The sequence below is a fragment of the Nocardioides sp. Z43_10 genome (genome assembly GCF_059766615.1).
This window is the reverse complement of the sequence record NZ_JCBAJY010000001.1, coordinates 530,341-544,449: the sequence shown is the minus strand read 5'-3', so window position 1 is coordinate 544,449 and position 14,109 is coordinate 530,341. Positions and strand designations below refer to the sequence as shown.

13 protein-coding genes are annotated in these 14,109 nt (G+C 72.6%); 8 read left to right on the top strand and 5 right to left on the bottom strand.

All coding sequences use genetic code 11. From position 1 onward, the window contains the following. Window positions 1-445 precede the first annotated feature (445 nt). Window positions 446-1,822, bottom strand: a complete 1,377-nt coding sequence (gene dnaB, locus AC6EI4_RS02615) for a replicative DNA helicase (protein ID WP_498420605.1) — start codon at window positions 1,820-1,822, stop codon at window positions 446-448. A 542-nt stretch (window positions 1,823-2,364) separates the two neighbouring features. Here dnaB and AC6EI4_RS02610 point away from each other — a divergent pair. From AC6EI4_RS02610 to AC6EI4_RS02600, 3 genes are read left to right on the top strand one after another with little or no spacing between them, the layout of a single operon-like run. Next, window positions 2,365-3,717, top strand: a complete 1,353-nt coding sequence (locus tag AC6EI4_RS02610) for an MATE family efflux transporter (protein ID WP_498450473.1) — start codon at window positions 2,365-2,367, stop codon at window positions 3,715-3,717. A 42-nt stretch (window positions 3,718-3,759) separates the two neighbouring features. Further along, on the top strand, window positions 3,760-4,302 hold the full coding sequence (locus AC6EI4_RS02605) for a hypothetical protein (RefSeq protein WP_498419995.1): 543 nt from the start codon (window positions 3,760-3,762) through the stop codon (window positions 4,300-4,302). Between the two features lie 4 nt (window positions 4,303-4,306). Then, on the top strand, window positions 4,307-6,010 hold the full coding sequence (locus AC6EI4_RS02600) for a LuxR C-terminal-related transcriptional regulator (protein WP_498450472.1): 1,704 nt from the start codon (window positions 4,307-4,309) through the stop codon (window positions 6,008-6,010). A gap of 174 nt (window positions 6,011-6,184) precedes the next feature. Here the strand turns inward: AC6EI4_RS02600 and rplI are convergent, their stop codons facing one another. The 4 genes from rplI to rpsF all read right to left on the bottom strand — a co-directional run bounded on the left by rplI (window position 6,185) and on the right by rpsF (window position 7,969). Further along, entirely contained in the window at window positions 6,185-6,631 is a 447-nt protein-coding gene (rplI, locus tag AC6EI4_RS02595; RefSeq protein WP_498419999.1) for a 50S ribosomal protein L9, read from the bottom strand. 14 nt (window positions 6,632-6,645) lie between these two features. After that, complete coding sequence (gene rpsR, locus AC6EI4_RS02590) at window positions 6,646-6,882, bottom strand: 30S ribosomal protein S18 (RefSeq protein WP_017933521.1); 237 nt, start codon at window positions 6,880-6,882, stop codon at window positions 6,646-6,648. Window positions 6,883-6,954: 72 nt separating this feature from the next. Next, the gene (locus tag AC6EI4_RS02585) at window positions 6,955-7,545 is read right to left on the bottom strand and encodes a single-stranded DNA-binding protein (protein WP_498420000.1); all 591 of its coding nucleotides are present in this window, start codon (window positions 7,543-7,545) and stop codon (window positions 6,955-6,957) included. Between the two features lie 133 nt (window positions 7,546-7,678). After that, window positions 7,679-7,969, bottom strand: coding sequence for a 30S ribosomal protein S6 (rpsF, locus tag AC6EI4_RS02580; protein ID WP_498420607.1), 291 nt, complete (start codon window positions 7,967-7,969; stop codon window positions 7,679-7,681). A 271-nt stretch (window positions 7,970-8,240) separates the two neighbouring features. On the opposite strand from rpsF, the gene AC6EI4_RS02575 reads away from it, so the two are divergent. The 5 genes from AC6EI4_RS02575 to AC6EI4_RS02555 all read left to right on the top strand — a co-directional run bounded on the left by AC6EI4_RS02575 (window position 8,241) and on the right by AC6EI4_RS02555 (window position 14,093). Continuing rightward, window positions 8,241-9,491: a serine/threonine-protein kinase gene (locus AC6EI4_RS02575; protein WP_498420001.1), complete on the top strand. Its 1,251-nt coding sequence runs from the start codon at window positions 8,241-8,243 to the stop codon at window positions 9,489-9,491. 55 nt (window positions 9,492-9,546) lie between these two features. Next, window positions 9,547-10,905 (top strand): threonine dehydratase, encoded by a 1,359-nt coding sequence (locus AC6EI4_RS02570; RefSeq protein WP_498450471.1) that lies wholly within the window; start codon window positions 9,547-9,549, stop codon window positions 10,903-10,905. A 30-nt stretch (window positions 10,906-10,935) separates the two neighbouring features. Continuing rightward, window positions 10,936-11,730 (top strand): deoxyribonuclease IV, encoded by a 795-nt coding sequence (locus tag AC6EI4_RS02565; protein ID WP_498420004.1) that lies wholly within the window; start codon window positions 10,936-10,938, stop codon window positions 11,728-11,730. A gap of 124 nt (window positions 11,731-11,854) precedes the next feature. Continuing rightward, window positions 11,855-13,006, top strand: a complete 1,152-nt coding sequence (locus AC6EI4_RS02560; protein ID WP_498420005.1) for a lipid II:glycine glycyltransferase FemX — start codon at window positions 11,855-11,857, stop codon at window positions 13,004-13,006. Window positions 13,007-13,010: 4 nt separating this feature from the next. Further along, a complete protein-coding gene (locus AC6EI4_RS02555; protein ID WP_498450470.1) occupies window positions 13,011-14,093 on the top strand; it encodes an alanine racemase in 1,083 nt (360 codons plus the stop codon). Window positions 14,094-14,109 lie beyond the last annotated feature (16 nt).

Here is a 14,109-nt window from a genome sequence, read left to right as displayed (position 1 = left end):
ACAGTTCTGCTCGCCATGGTTCAACGGTGTCAGATGGACTATGCCGCAGGCATCCCGGTCGGTGGAGCAGCCCCCGCGCCATACTGCGGTGAACCCCTGTTCACACGGGAGGCCCGGTCTAGCGACCAGGGCACGCGTGCGCGGGTCGCGCCATCACTTCGGGCAAGACTGACCCCATCGGGAGGCCGATGCCCCGCAAACGCGGGTGGCGAGGGCGGTCGCGGCGGCACTCATGGGGAGCCTGACGTGTCAGCGATAGCAGGGGACGGCAGTGCCAAGTCGCTGAGGCAGGCTCCTGGTGCGTTGGCTGCGACCGTGTGACCCGCGCGTCCGGTCTGGCTGCGCTCGTGGCGGCATCGTGCCTAGTGACAGACAAGCGAGATTGAAAGGATTTCAGCCTCAGGTCGCGAATTTCAGATTCGCGACTTGTCGGCACCGACCCCGCTCAGTGCGCCATGTCCACGAACCGGCTGTAGTGACCCTGGAAGGCCACCACGATGTCGCGGGTCGGGCCGTTACGGTGCTTGGCCACGATCAGGTCGGCCTCGCCCGGGCGGGTCGACTCCTTCTCGTAGACGTCGTCGCGGTGCAGCAGGATCACCATGTCGGCGTCCTGCTCGATCGAGCCGGACTCACGCAGGTCGGCGACCATCGGGCGCTTGTCGGCGCGCTGCTCGGCACCACGGTTGAGCTGGGACAGCGCGATGACCGGGATCTCGAGCTCCTTGGCGAGCAGCTTGATCTGCCGGGAGAACTCCGAGACCTCGAGCTGGCGCGACTCGACCTTCTTGCCCGAGCTCATCAGCTGCAGGTAGTCGATCACCATCAGCTTCAGGTCGTGCTTCTGCTTGAGCCGGCGCGCCTTGGCCCGGATCTCCATCATCGTCATGTTGGGGCTGTCGTCGATGAACATCGGCGCCGAGGAGACCTCGCCCATCTTGCGCGCGAGCTTGGCCCAGTCGTCGTCGTTCATGTTGCCGTTGCGGATGTGGTTCAGCGGGACCTTGGCCTCCGCCGAGAGCAGCCGCATGGTGATCTCCGAGCGCGTCATCTCCAGGCTGAAGAAGGCGCTGGTCATGTTGTTGTGGATCGACGCCGCCCGGCACAGGTCCAGAGCGAGCGTCGACTTCCCCATCGCGGGACGAGCCGCGACGATGATCATCTGCCCCGAATGCAGGCCGTTGGTCAGCTCGTCGAGGTCGGCGAAGCCGGTCGGCACGCCGTAGACGCCGCCGTCACGGTTGGAGATCGCCTCGATCTCGTCGAGGACGCCTTCCATGATGTCCGAGAGCGGCGCGTAGTCCTCCGAGGAGCGCTTCTCGGTGATCCGGAAGACCTCGGCCTGGGCCTGGTCGACGACGTCGTCGACCTGCCCCTCCCCGGCGTAGCCGATCTGCACGATCTTGGTGCCCGCGTCGACCAGGCGGCGCAGGATCGCCTTCTCGCGGACAATCTCGGCGTAGTAGCCGGCGTTGGCCGCGATCGGGACGTTGGCCGAGAGCGTGTGCAGGTACGGCGCGCCGCCGATGCGCTGCAGCTCCCCGCGACGCTGGAGCTCGGCCGCGACGGTGACCGGGTCGGCCGGCTCGCTGCGGCCGTAGAGGTCGACGATCGCGTCGTGGATGATCTCGTGCGCCGGGCGGTAGAAGTCGGTGCCGCGCAGCACCTCGCTGACGTCGGCGATCGCGTCCTTGCTGAGCAGCATCGAGCCCAGCACGCTCTGCTCGGCGGCGTTGTCCTGCGGCGGGGTGCGATCCATGCCGCCGCGGCGCGGGGAGTCGCCCGGCTCGAAGGCCGCCGGGCCGTCTCCCCAGTCCTCCATGGGAGGCTCCTGCAGACCGCGCGTGTCGTGCTCGGTCGTGCTCATGCGAAGCCTCCTGCTGGGGGGTGAAGCGTATGGCGAGGCGCCCGGATCGGGTCGTCACCGGACGCTAGCCGGGGCCGCCGACACACCTCGGCTCCGCCTGACGGCACCCACTGGATGCTCGGACGCTACGGGGTCGCGGACCCCCAGCAAAAGGGGCTTATCCACAGGTCCTGTGGATAACTACCGGTTGCCCGTGGACGACACGCGGCGAAGTGTGCACAGCCTGGGGAGCTTCCTGTGGACAACTTCGCGGCAACCATCGCAGACACCGCTCTGACCTGCGGAAACACCGGGTTCGGGCTGTGGAGCAAAAGAATTTGCTGCCGAGTGGGATTCCTCTCCCCAACACGCCCGCGACACGCCGAACGCGGGTGGTCGACTGCTGGTGCGCGTCGGAAATTCCACAGGAAGGGGTCAGTTACACACAGGCTCCGGTTTTGTCCAGAGGACAGAGGCAACTCGGATACTTGCCCCTTACAGTGTCTAGACTGCTGACCATGACTTCGGCGTCCCGTCCGGTCGACCGGGAGATCCTCAGGCTTGCGGTGCCGGCCTTCCTGGCCCTGGTCGCCGAGCCGCTCTTCCTGCTCGCCGACGCCGCGATCGTCGGCCACCTCGGCACCGCCGAGCTGGCCGGGCTCGGGGTCGCCGGGGTCGTGCTGCAGACCGTGGTCGGGCTGTGCGTGTTCCTGGCCTACGGCACCACGGCCTCGGTGGCCCGCCACCTGGGCGCCGGCGACCGGCGGCGCGCGCTGGCCCAGGGGATCGACGGAGTCTGGCTGGCCATCGCGATCGGCGTCGTCGCCACCGTCCTCGGGGTCCTGCTGACCGGCCCCCTGGTCGGACTCTTCGGCACCGGAGCCGTCGTCGAGGACCACGCCACCACCTACCTGCGCATCGCCTTCCTCGGCACCACGCCCCTGCTGGTGATGCTCGCCTCCACCGGCGTGCTGCGCGGCCTGCAAGACACCCGCACCCCGCTGGTCGTCGCCGTGGTCGGCAACGTCCTCAACGTCCTGCTCAACCTCCTGCTGGTGTACGGCGCGGGACCGGTCCCCGCCCTGGGCCTGGCGGGCTCCGCCTGGGGCTCGGTGATCGCCCAGCTGGTCAGCGCCGCCCTCCTGGTCGGCGTCGTGGTGGCCGGCGCGCGCCGCGAGGGGGCCTCGCTGCGCCCGGACCTGCCCGGCATCCGCGCCGCCGCGCACGCCGCCGTCGCCCTGGTGGTGCGCACCCTCACCCTGCGCGCCGCCCTGCTCGTGACGACGTACGCCGTGACGCTGCTGGCCGTCGGGGACGCCGCGGGCGAGCAGGACGCCGTCGACCTGGCCACCCACCAGCTGGCGATGACCCTGTGGACCTTCCTGGCGTTCGTGCTGGACGCCATCGCGATCGCCGCCCAGGCACTCACCGGGCGAGCCCTCGGCGCCGGGGACACCGCGGGGACCCGGGCCCTCACCCGGCGGATGGTGCAGTGGGGAGTGGCCGGCGGCGTGCTGACCGGACTCCTGCTCGCCGCCCTGAGCCCCGTGCTGGGCCAGCTGTTCACCTCCGACCCGGCCGTGCGCGACCTGCTGGTACCGGTCCTGGTGGTCGCCGCCCTGGCCCAGCCGATCGCCGGCGTCGTGTTCGTCCTCGACGGCGTGCTGATCGGCGCCGGGGACGGTGCCTACCTCGCCTGGGGCGGCCTGCTGGTACTGCTCGTCTACGCGCCGGTCGCGCTGCTGACCGCCGGCGCGCTCGGGCACCTCGTCTGGCTCTGGGCGGCCTTCGGCCTGGTCTTCATGGGGATGCGCTGCGTGGTGCTGGTGCATCGGGCCCGCGGCGACGTCTGGATGGTCACCGGCGCGTGAGCCCCGGGCCAGCCGGGCCGGTGGTCCCTCTAGGGTGACGGCGTGAAGCCCCTGCAGAGCCTCGGGATGGGGCTGCTCATCGTCCTGCTCGTCGCCCGCCAGGGCGGCTACGACCTGCTCTACGACCCGGCCGGCTGGCTCCTGGTGCTGCTCGGTGTCCGTGACCTGCCGGCGCGCACCGAGCGCCGCCGTACGCTGCTGGCGGCCGGCGCCCTCGCCGGCGTGGTCGCCGCGGTGGTCTGGTTCCCCGGCGTGCAGGACTCGATCGCGGCCGCCGACGCCTCGCTCAACTGGGCGCTCAACCTGCCGCAACTGGTCTTCGTGCTCCTGCTGTGCCGCGAGCTGAGGCACCTCGCGGGCGAGGAGGACCCCTCCGCCCGCACCTGGGCGGCGCTGCTGGCCGGCACCCAGGTGGTGCTGATCGTCCTCCCCGTCCTCGTCGAGGTGACCGGGTCGGGCGACCTCGAGACCGCCGCCTACGCGGGCAGTGGGCTCGCGCTGCTGGTCCTCGTGGTGCTCACCCTGGTCTGGGCGGAGCGCCCCTGGGCGAGCAGGTGTGAGGTCGCCGCAGACGGGACAGGCTGAGCGAATGACGTCTCTCGGGCAGCGTGCGCACGGCGCCGCGCCCGAGGGTGAGCGGACGCGCCTCCATCAGCTCCTCAGCCTGCTCGACGCGGTGCTCGAGCGTCGTGGGGCCGAGTGGGCGCCGGGCGCCACCGAGGCTGCCGCGGACCCGCACTGGTGCGCCGGCCTGTCGCGCCTGGCGCAGGTCTTCGCGCTGGACTGGTACGCCGCGGCGCAGCGCCCCGAGCAGCTGCCCCCGCCCGGCGACCTCGTCGCGCACTGGCTGGTCCGCGGGGCCTGGGCGCACGGACGTGCCGGGGTACTGGACGACGCGACCTCGCCCGCGGATCCGCTGGCCGGCCTCGGCGAGGCCCTGCCGGCCCTGGCCGGCTCCGGCGACGCGCTGGCCCGGTTCGTCTGCTACCAGCTGCTCGAGGCCGCCCTCACCGCCAACGACCTGGTGCTGGCCCAGCGGATCGCGGGCTCCCTGGACCTCACCCGCTGGCGGGGTCCTCACCTGCTGACCCGTGAGGACGGCAGCGCCCACCCGTACTGGACCGTGATGGTGTGCTCCCTGGTGCGACTGCTGGCCTCCCTGGGCCGCATCGACGAGGCGATGGGACACCTCGCCGCGCTCACCGACCTCCCGGGTCCCGCCTCGGCGCGCCTGCACCTGCAGGGCACCCGCTGCTTCGTGTGGGGCAACCGGGCGGAGAGGGCGCCGCTGAGCGAGCTGGCGGCGCGCATCGAGCGCGAGCTGCCCGTCCCCCGCGACCTGGTCACCATCCGGGCCTACCTGCTGAGCGCCTACGGGATGGCCTGGTCCTCCGACGTGGAGCGCGCCGCCCGCCTGGTCCTGCTGGCCGGGCGGGGAGGCGATCTGCGCGCACTGCCCGTCCTGGACCGCGCCCTGGCGCTGGAGGTCCTCAGCACCGCTGCCCAGGCCGCCGGGGACCTCGACGCGGCCGAGGCCTGGATCGACCAGCTGGCCCCGCTGCACGCCTCTCCGATCTCCGACTCCATCGCCGCGCGGGCGGTCTGCCGCCTCGCGATCGCCCGAGGTCAGGTCGAGGAGGCCGACGCGTGGGCCGAGCTCGCCCTGGCCCAGGCCCAGGAGGCGGGCCGCGAGCTGGAGGTCACCGGGGCACGGCTGCTGCTCTCCCGCGTGCGGATCGCCCAGGCGAGGCCCGGCGAGGCGACCCGGGACCTGCAGCGCACGGTCGAGCTGGCGCAGACCCGCGGGCACCTCGCGGTCCAGCGTCGTGCCGCCCGTGAGCTCAAGCAGATCGGCCGGCGACTCGCGCCGCTGGCGGGCAGCGGGTGGCACGGCCTGTCCCCACGCGAGCAGCAGGTCGCCACGCTGATAGCCCAGGGGCTGACCAACCGCGCCATCGCGCAGCGGCTGTTCCTCTCCGAGCACACGGTGCGCATCCACGTCTCCCGGGTCCTCACCGCGTTCGGGGTGGCCTCGCGCACCAAGGTCGCGGCCCTGGCCGCGCCACCCGAACAGCCACCTCCCGCGCTCACCGAGCGTCAGCGGGCCGTGGCCGTGCTGGTCGCGCGCGGTCGGACCAACGCCGAGATCGCCGCCGAGCTGGGCGTCAGCATCGGCACGGTCGAGAAGCACGTGGGCGACGTGCTGCGCCGCTGGGCGCTCTCCTCGCGGGCCGGGATCGCCGCACTCATCGAGTCGGCGACGGCGACGGCGACGGCGACGGCGACGGAATAAGCCGGATCCCTACTCCCCGCCAGAGCCGAGATCACAGAAACTCTGCTCTGGGCGCGTTTGCCCGGCTGTGATGCGCCCGCACATCAGGGGCTTGGCCGGGAAATGGTGAAGGGCCACACCTCCACGGGGGAGGTGTGGCCCTTCATCTGTCCTACTGAGCTGACAGACGCTGGATCAGGCGGCGACGACGGAGAGGTTCACCGTGGCGGCGACCTCGTCGTGCAGCTTGACCGTCACGGTGTGAGCACCGAGGGTCTTGATCGGGTTCTTCACCGCGATCGTGCGCTTGTCGACGGTCTCGCCCGACGCCTCGCTGAGGGCCGAGGCGATCTCCGCGACGGTGACGGCGCCGAAGAGGCGCCCGCCCTCGCCGGCCCGGACCTTCACGGCAACCGTGGAGGCCTCGAGCTTCGACTTGATCTGGGCGGCGTGCTCGGTGTCGCGGACCGCACGCGTGGCGCGCGCAGCCTTGATGGACTCGATGGTCTTCTCGCCACCACGGGTCCATCGGATCGCCACGCCACGCGGGACGAGGTAGTTACGGCCGTAGCCGTCCTTGACCTCGACCACGTCGCCGGCGGCGCCGAGGCCGGACACTTCCTGGGTCAGGATGAGCTTCATGTTCTCGCTCCTTCTCAGCGACCGGTGGAGGTGTACGGAAGCAGGGCGACCTCGCGGGCGTTCTTGACCGCGATGGCCACGTCGCGCTGGTGCTGGACGCAGTTGCCGGTCACCCGACGGGCGCGGATCTTGCCGCGGTCCGAGATGAACTTGCGGAGCAGGGTGGTGTCCTTGTAGTCGACACCGGTCGCCTTCTCCTTGCAGAACTGGCAAACCTTCTTCTTAGGCTTGCGAATCACTGCCTTGGCCATTGTGGTGCTCCTTTACATGAGCCCGGCTCGCGCCGGAATGGTTGAGGGATTCGGATGGGAGGTGCTGGTGGATCAGAAGGGAGGCTCGTCGGAGCCGCCACCGGGGGCGCCCCACGGGTCCGCAGCGGGCGAGCCGCCACCGGATCCGCCGTACCCGCCACCCTGCTGGGGGGCCGGTGCGGGCGTGGCCCACGGGTCGTCGCCGCCGGACTGAGCCGGGGCTCCGCCCTGGGCGCCGCCGGAGTAGCCGCCGCCACCCCCGCCGCCGCCGGAGTAGCCCCCGCCGCCACCGCCGGAGCGCTGGGCACGGGTCACCTTGGCGGTGGCGTACTTCAGGGACGGACCGACCTCTTCGACCTCGATCTCGAAGACGGTGCGCTTCTCGCCCTCGCGGGTCTCGTAGGTGCGAGCCTTCAGGCGACCCTGGACCACGACACGCATGCCGCGCTGCAGGGACTCGGCGACGTTCTCCGCGGCCTGACGCCAGACCGAGCAGGAGAGGAACAGCGCGTCCCCGTCCTTCCACTCGTTGGTCTGCTTGTCGAACGTCCGCGGCGTCGAGGCGATCCGGAAGTTCGCCACGGCCGCACCCGAGGGGGTGAAGCGCAGCTCCGGGTCGTCCACGAGGTTGCCGACCACCGTGATGACGGTCTCGCCTGCCATGAGGTCTCCCTAGCTTGTAACTGTGAGGTGTGCGTGAGGTGTCGGCACCATCGTTGCCGCTGGCGCCGACACTGCACAGGGGTCATCCACAGGTGGTCTCGACCGCTCGACGAGCTGCCGGACCGCCCGACGCTCAGTGAGCGTCGGGGCGCATGACCTTGGTGCGGAGAACGGACTCGTTCAGGGTGAGCTGGCGGTCGAACTCCTTGACCGTGGCCGGCTCGGCCTGCAGCGAGATGACGACGTAGATGCCCTCGGCGTTCTTCTTGACCTCGTAGGCCAGGCGGCGACGTCCCCAGACGTCGACCTTCTCCACGTTGCCGCCATCCTTGCGGATGACGTTGAGGTACTTGTCGAGCGACGGCTCGATGGTGCGCTCTTCAAGGCTGGGGTCGAGGATGACCATTACTTCGTAGGCACGCAAAGCGGTCTCCACCTCCTTCGGACTCGGCGGCCACGGCATCTCCGTGGCAGGAGGGCGCTGCGTTCTCCCGCTCCCGACGCCCTCGCAGGAGGCACGCCGTGGGTGGTGCGGGAGTCCTTCGCGGCCGGGATCCCGTCGGTGGGACCGGACGCAAAGACGCTCAAGGCTAGCAACTGCCCGACCCGGCGGCGAATCCCGGCGCCACGGGCCCCGGGCGCCACCGGCGATCCACAGGCATGAACCCCGGCAACCGGGGGTAGGGTCCGGCGCGATGACCGGAACCGACTCACCTCCACTCGCCGGCCGCTACGTGCTGATCGACCAGATCGGCGCGGGGGGCATGGGCTCCGTCTGGCGCGCCTGGGACCTGCGCACCCGGGCTTTCGTGGCCGCCAAGGTGCTCGGCCAGCACGACGGCGGCATGCTGCTGCGCTTCGTGCGCGAGCAGTCCGTGCGCATCCAGCACCCGCACGTGGTGGCCCCCGGCGGCTGGGCGGCCGAGGACAACCTCGTCATCTTCACCATGGACCTGGTCCGCGGTGGCTCCGTGCAGACGCTGCTGGGCGACCACGGTCCCCTGCCGGAGAGCTACGTGGCGGTGCTCATCGACCAGACGCTGCAGGCACTCGAGGCCGTGCACGGCGCCGGGGTGGTGCACCGCGACGTGAAGCCTGCCAACCTGCTCCTGGAGGCGACCGGCACCCGCCGACCGCACGTGCGGCTCAGCGACTTCGGGGTCGCGGCGCTGATCGACGAGGTGCGCCTGACCCGCTTCCCCGGCGCGATCGGCACCGACGGCTACATGGCGCCCGAGCAGGCGCTGGGCGCCCACCCCGACCCCCGCCAGGACCTCTACGCCGTCGGCATCGTCGCGATCCAGCTGCTCACCGGCCTGGCGCCCCGCCAGCAGTCCGGGGTGCCCGACTGCCGGCTGCGTCCGCTGCTCGAGGCGCTGATCGATCCCGACCCCGAGCGCCGGCCGGCCTCCGCCACCGCGGCTCTGGGCCAGCTGCGCCAGCTCGGCGTCCCGCCCGGCGCCCCGTGGCAGAGCGACCCCGAGCCGCCCGAGGTCTTCGACCAGCTCGGGGAGGTCGACGTCCCCGACGGCCCGTCGTACGGCGGCGGCGACTCCGGTGCCGGCCCGTCCCTGGTCAAGTCCCCCGCCCGGGCCTCGACGCCCTCCCGGCCCGGTGGGTCCCGGCCCGGCGCCTCCGGACCCGGCGCGTCCGGGCCCGGTCGGGGCGGCCCCTCCGGCGCTGCCGGCCCCGCGTCCGGCCCGTCCGGCGCCTCGCCCTCCCCCTGGGCGCCACCGCGGGCCGGTGGACCGGCGCAGGGCCCGCCGAGCCGCGGCGGCAGCCGCCCGGTCCCGGGCGCGGCCCTCGCCCACAGCTCCGGCCCGGGCGCACGGATCGGGCACCAGCCCCAGCCGTCCACCTCGAACGCCGCGCTGATCGTCGCGATCGCCTGCTTCGTGGCCGCCCTCGGGCTGTGCGTGCTGGCGCTCTACCTGATGTTCGACTGACCGCCCGCTCGCGCGGCCCGCTAGGCTGCCGAGGTCGCGAGCCGAGGGGGTGGACGTGGACGACGTGAGCGAACGGCGCCGCCGGCAGTCCGAGCTGTACGGCGAGTCCGTCGACGTCCTGGCACGCCGCCTGCACCAGGTCCTCGGTCTGCCCGCCGCCGAGGTGGCGCGCACCATCGGGGTCTCGGTGCCGATGTTCATCCAGGTGCTGGAGGGTCGGCGCTCGCGCTTCGGGAACCCGCTGGCGATCCTGCGGCTGCGGATGCTGCACGACTTCCTGGGCCACCTCGAGGCAGGCGTGGCCGACCGCGCCGACATCGCGCTCACCCTCGCCCAGATCAAGGTCGCCACGACGCCGGTGCCCGGGGTGCCACCCTCGATGCCGATCCAGCCCGGGCGGCACGGGTCCGGGGTGCCGACCGGTGGCGCGGCCGCGGCCCTGGGGATCACCGCGGCCTCCCTGGCGCTGGCCCGGGAGCGGGTCGGCCGCCACGTCGAGCCCAGCCCCACCCGGCGCTGGCCGCTGCTCGAGCGCTTCACCGGCACCCAGACCTGGGTCAAGCACGAGAACCACCTGCCGACCGGCGCCTTCAAGGTGCGCGGCGGACTCAACTTCCTCGCCCGGCTGCTCACCGAGCGGGACCCCGGCGCCGGGCCGGTGCCCGGCCTGGTCGCGGCGACCCGCGGCAACCACGGGCAGAGCCTCGCCTTCGCCGGGGCCACACACGGGGTGCCCGTGGTGATCGTGGTCCCCGAGCACAACAGCCCGGACAAGAACGCCGCGATCGAGGGCTACGGCGCCGAGCTCGTCGTGCACGGCGCCGACTTCCAGGAGGCGCGCGAGCACGCCGGCCGGCTCGCCGCCGAGCGGGGGCTGATCCCGGTCCCGGCCTTCCACCCGTGGCTGGTCGAGGGCGTCGCGTCGTACCCCGCCGAGCTGCACACCTCGGTGCCGGACCTGGACGTGGTCTACGTCCCGGTCGGGATGGGCAGCGGGATCTGCGCCCACCTCGTGGTGCGCGACCTGCTGGCCCGTCAGACCGAGGTGGTCGGCGTGGTCAGCGCCGAGGCCGACGCCTACGCGCGCTCCTTCGAGGCCGGGCGCCCCGTCGCCACCGAGCGGGCGGGCACCTTCGTCGACGGCGTCGCCTGCCGCGAGCCCGACCCCACCGCGGTCTCACGGATCAACGCCGGCGCCGCCCGGATCGTCCGGGTCTCCGAGGAGCAGGCGGCCGAGGCGATGGCGCTCACCTACCGCACCACCCACAACCTGGCCGAGCCCGCGGGCTCGCTCGCGCTGGCCGGGCTGCTCACCGAGCGCGAGCGGGTCGCCGGACGCCGGGTCGCGGTCGTGCACACCGGGGGGAACGCCGACTTCGCCATGCTGGCCCAGGTGATGCAGGGGCGTTCCTGAGCCTCGGGCGGGCTTCCTAGACTGGCGGCCATGACCCTCCTCCTCGGTGCCCACGTCGACCAGACCGACCCGATCGCCGAGGCGAAGGCCCGCGGCGCGTCCCTGGTCCAGTTCTTCCTCGGCGACCCGCAGGGCTGGAAGGGCCCGGAGATCGCCTACGCCGGCGGCGCCGAGGCGCTGCGCGCGGACGCCGAGCAGGCCGGGATCGACCTGTACGTGCACGCCCCCTACGTGCTCAACGTGGCCACCACCAACAACCGGATCCGGATCCCCTCGCGCAAGATCCTGCAGCAGCAGGTGGACGCCGCGGCGTCGATCGGCGCGAAGGGCCTGATCGTGCACGGCGGGCACGTCAACAAGACCGACAGCCCCGAGAAGGGCTTCGACAACTGGCGCAAGGCCGTCGAGGCCACCGACCTCAAGGTCCCGCTGCTGATCGAGAACACCGCCGGGGGCGAGAACGCGATGGCCCGCCACCTGGACCGGATCGGCCGGGTCTGGGACGCGATCTCGGCCGCCGAGCAGTTCGACCGGGTCGGCTTCTGCCTCGACACCTGCCACGCCCACGCCGGGGGCAACGCGCTGGAGACGGTGGTCGCCGACGTCACCGCGATCACCGGGCGCATCGACCTGGTGCACTGCAACGACAGCCGCGACGCGTTCGGCTCGGGGGCCGACCGGCACGCAAACCTCGGCTCGGGCACGATCGGCGCCGACCTGATCGCCGCCGTGGTCCGCGAGGCCGGCGCCCCCGTGGTCTTCGAGACCCCGGGCGACGCCGCCCAGCACCGCGCCGACTTCGAGGCGGTCACCAGCCGCCTGTGAGCGCGTCGTACCCGCCGGGTCGTGTGCCTGGGGACGCGGCGCAGCGCGGCGTGGGGCACACGACCCTCCGGGGGTGGGCGGGCGCACGGCGCGCGCAGGGCGCGGCGCAGGTAGCCTCGGGGCCGTGTCCGCTCCCCTGATCGTCCGCACCGTCACCGACGCCGAGCATCTCGCCTTCGTGGCGAGCCGGCCCTCGGCGAGCTTCCTGCAGACCCCCGCCTGGGGGAAGGTGAAGCAGGAATGGCGCCGCGAGTCGCTGGGCTGGTTCCGGCCCGGGCCGGACGGTGCGGAGGAGATGGTGGGCGCGGCCCTGGTGCTCTACCGCCAGCTGCCCAAGCTCAAGCGCTACCTGGCCTACCTGCCCGAGGGCCCGGTCATCGACTGGGGCTGCGACGAGCTGGAGCCCTGGCTGGCCCCGCTCACCGCGCACCTGCGCAGGAAGGGCGCCTTCGGGGTCCGGATGGGCCCGCCGGTGATCACCCGGCGCTGGAGCGCGGCCCAGGTCAAGGAGGGCATCGCCGACGAGTCGGTCCGCCTCCTGGGGGAGCTGCCGCCAACCGAGCGCAGCCAGGTCGGCGCCTGCGTGGTCTCCCAGCTCGACGAGCTCGGGTGGCGACCGCAGGCGGTCGAGGGCGGGTTCGCGGCCGGCCAGCCGCAGTACGTCTTCCAGGTCCCGCTCACCCACCCCGACGGCACCCCACGCACCGAGGACGAGGTCCTCAAGGGGATGAACCAGCTGTGGCGGCGCAACATCAAGAAGGCCGACAAGTCCGGCGTCGTGCTCAGCACCGGCTCGGGCCCTGACGAGCTCGCCGCCTTCCACGCCCTCTACCTGCACACCGCCGAGCGCGACCACTTCACCCCGCGTCCGCTCTCCTACTTCCGCACGATGCGCGACGCGCTGAGCGCCGAGGCACCGGAGCGGTTCACCCTGCACCTGGCCCACCACGAGGGCGACCTGGTCGCCGCCACGATCGCGATCCGGGTCGGCACCCACGCCTGGTACTCCTACGGCGCCTCGTCGACCGAGAAGCGCGAGGTGCGCGGCTCCAACGCGATCCAGTGGGCGATGATCCGCGACGCGCTGGCCGCCGGCGCCGAGGTCTACGACCTGCGCGGCATCACCGACACCCTGGCCGCCGACGACCCGCACCTGGGGCTGATCCAGTTCAAGGTCGGCACCGGCGGCGAGGCTGTCGAGTACGCCGGGGAGTGGGACCTGCCGTTGAACCGGCCGCTGTACAAGGCCTTCGACCTCTACATGAAGCGGCGGTGACGCGATGAGCCTCACCCTCACCGTCGACGGCCCCCGCTGGCGCGCGCACCTCAAGCGGGTCGCCGAGGAGGCCCCGGGCCTGGTCCCGGTCGCCAAGGGCAACGGCTACGGCCTGGGCCTGGCCCGGCTGGCCCGCAAGACGCAGTGGCTGCACGACAACGGCCTCGGCGGCGACACGCTGGCCGTGGGCACCTACAGCGAGCTGCCCGAGGTGGCCCAGCGCTTCCACGGCGACCTGCTGGTGCTCACCCCCTGGCGACCCTTCGGCGCCGCGCTCGAGGTGAGCCCCGAGATCGACCCCGCGCTGGCCCGCCGGGTCATCCACACGGTCAGCCGGGCCGAGGACCTGCCGGCGCTGCTCGCGCTCGACCCGCACGCCCGCTTCGTCCTCGAGCACGTCACCACGATGCTGCGCCACGGGATGGGCGCGCGCGAGCTGCGCACGGTCGCGCCGCTGCTGCAGGCCCACCCGCACGCCCGTCTGGAGGGCGTGGCCTTCCACCTGCCGCTGGCCCAGGGCTCCCACCTCTCCCAGGTGCACCGGCTGATGACCGACGTGGTGGCCGCCGGGCTGGACACCTCGACGGTCTGGGTCAGCCACCTGACCGGCGCCGAGCTGACCCAGCTGCGCGCGTCGTACGCCGACTTCACGATCCGGCCCCGGATCGGCACCGCCCTGTGGCTCGGTGACCGCGGGGCCCTGCAGGTCAGCTCGACGGTGCTCGACGTGCACCCCGTGGAGCGGGGCGACCTCTTCGGCTACCGCGGCCGTACGGCGCCGCGCTCGGGCACCATCCTCGTGGTCAGCGGAGGCACCGCCCACGGGATCGGGCTGGAGGCGCCGACCGGGGACACCTCGATGAAGGCCCGCGCGGCCTCGCTGGCCCGCGGCGGGCTGGACGCGATGGGCTTCGTGCGCTCGCCGTTCAGCATCGACGGCAAGCAGCGGCTCTTCGCCGAGCCGCCGCACATGCAGGCCTCGATGCTGTTCCTGCCCCAGGACGCCCGAGTGCCCGCGCCGGGCGAGCAGCTCGACGTACGGGTCCGCTACACCGCCACCTGGTTCGACCGGGTCGAGGTCAGCTGAGCCGTCCGCTGAGCCG

Excerpts from the sequence above, each read along its gene's own strand:
- dnaB (WP_498420605.1), bottom strand. The coding sequence starts at position 1,822 with ATGGAGGACTGGGGAGACGGCCCGGCGGCCTTCGAGCCGGGCGACTCC.
- AC6EI4_RS02610 (WP_498450473.1), top strand. The coding sequence starts at position 2,365 with ATGACTTCGGCGTCCCGTCCGGTCGACCGGGAGATCCTCAGGCTTGCG.
- AC6EI4_RS02600 (WP_498450472.1), top strand. The coding sequence starts at position 4,307 with ATGACGTCTCTCGGGCAGCGTGCGCACGGCGCCGCGCCCGAGGGTGAG.
- rplI (WP_498419999.1), bottom strand. The coding sequence starts at position 6,631 with ATGAAGCTCATCCTGACCCAGGAAGTGTCCGGCCTCGGCGCCGCCGGC.
- rpsR (WP_017933521.1), bottom strand. The coding sequence starts at position 6,882 with ATGGCCAAGGCAGTGATTCGCAAGCCTAAGAAGAAGGTTTGCCAGTTC.
- AC6EI4_RS02585 (WP_498420000.1), bottom strand. The coding sequence starts at position 7,545 with ATGGCAGGCGAGACCGTCATCACGGTGGTCGGCAACCTCGTGGACGAC.
- AC6EI4_RS02575 (WP_498420001.1), top strand. The coding sequence starts at position 8,241 with ATGACCGGAACCGACTCACCTCCACTCGCCGGCCGCTACGTGCTGATC.
- AC6EI4_RS02565 (WP_498420004.1), top strand. The coding sequence starts at position 10,936 with ATGACCCTCCTCCTCGGTGCCCACGTCGACCAGACCGACCCGATCGCC.
- AC6EI4_RS02555 (WP_498450470.1), top strand. The coding sequence starts at position 13,011 with ATGAGCCTCACCCTCACCGTCGACGGCCCCCGCTGGCGCGCGCACCTC.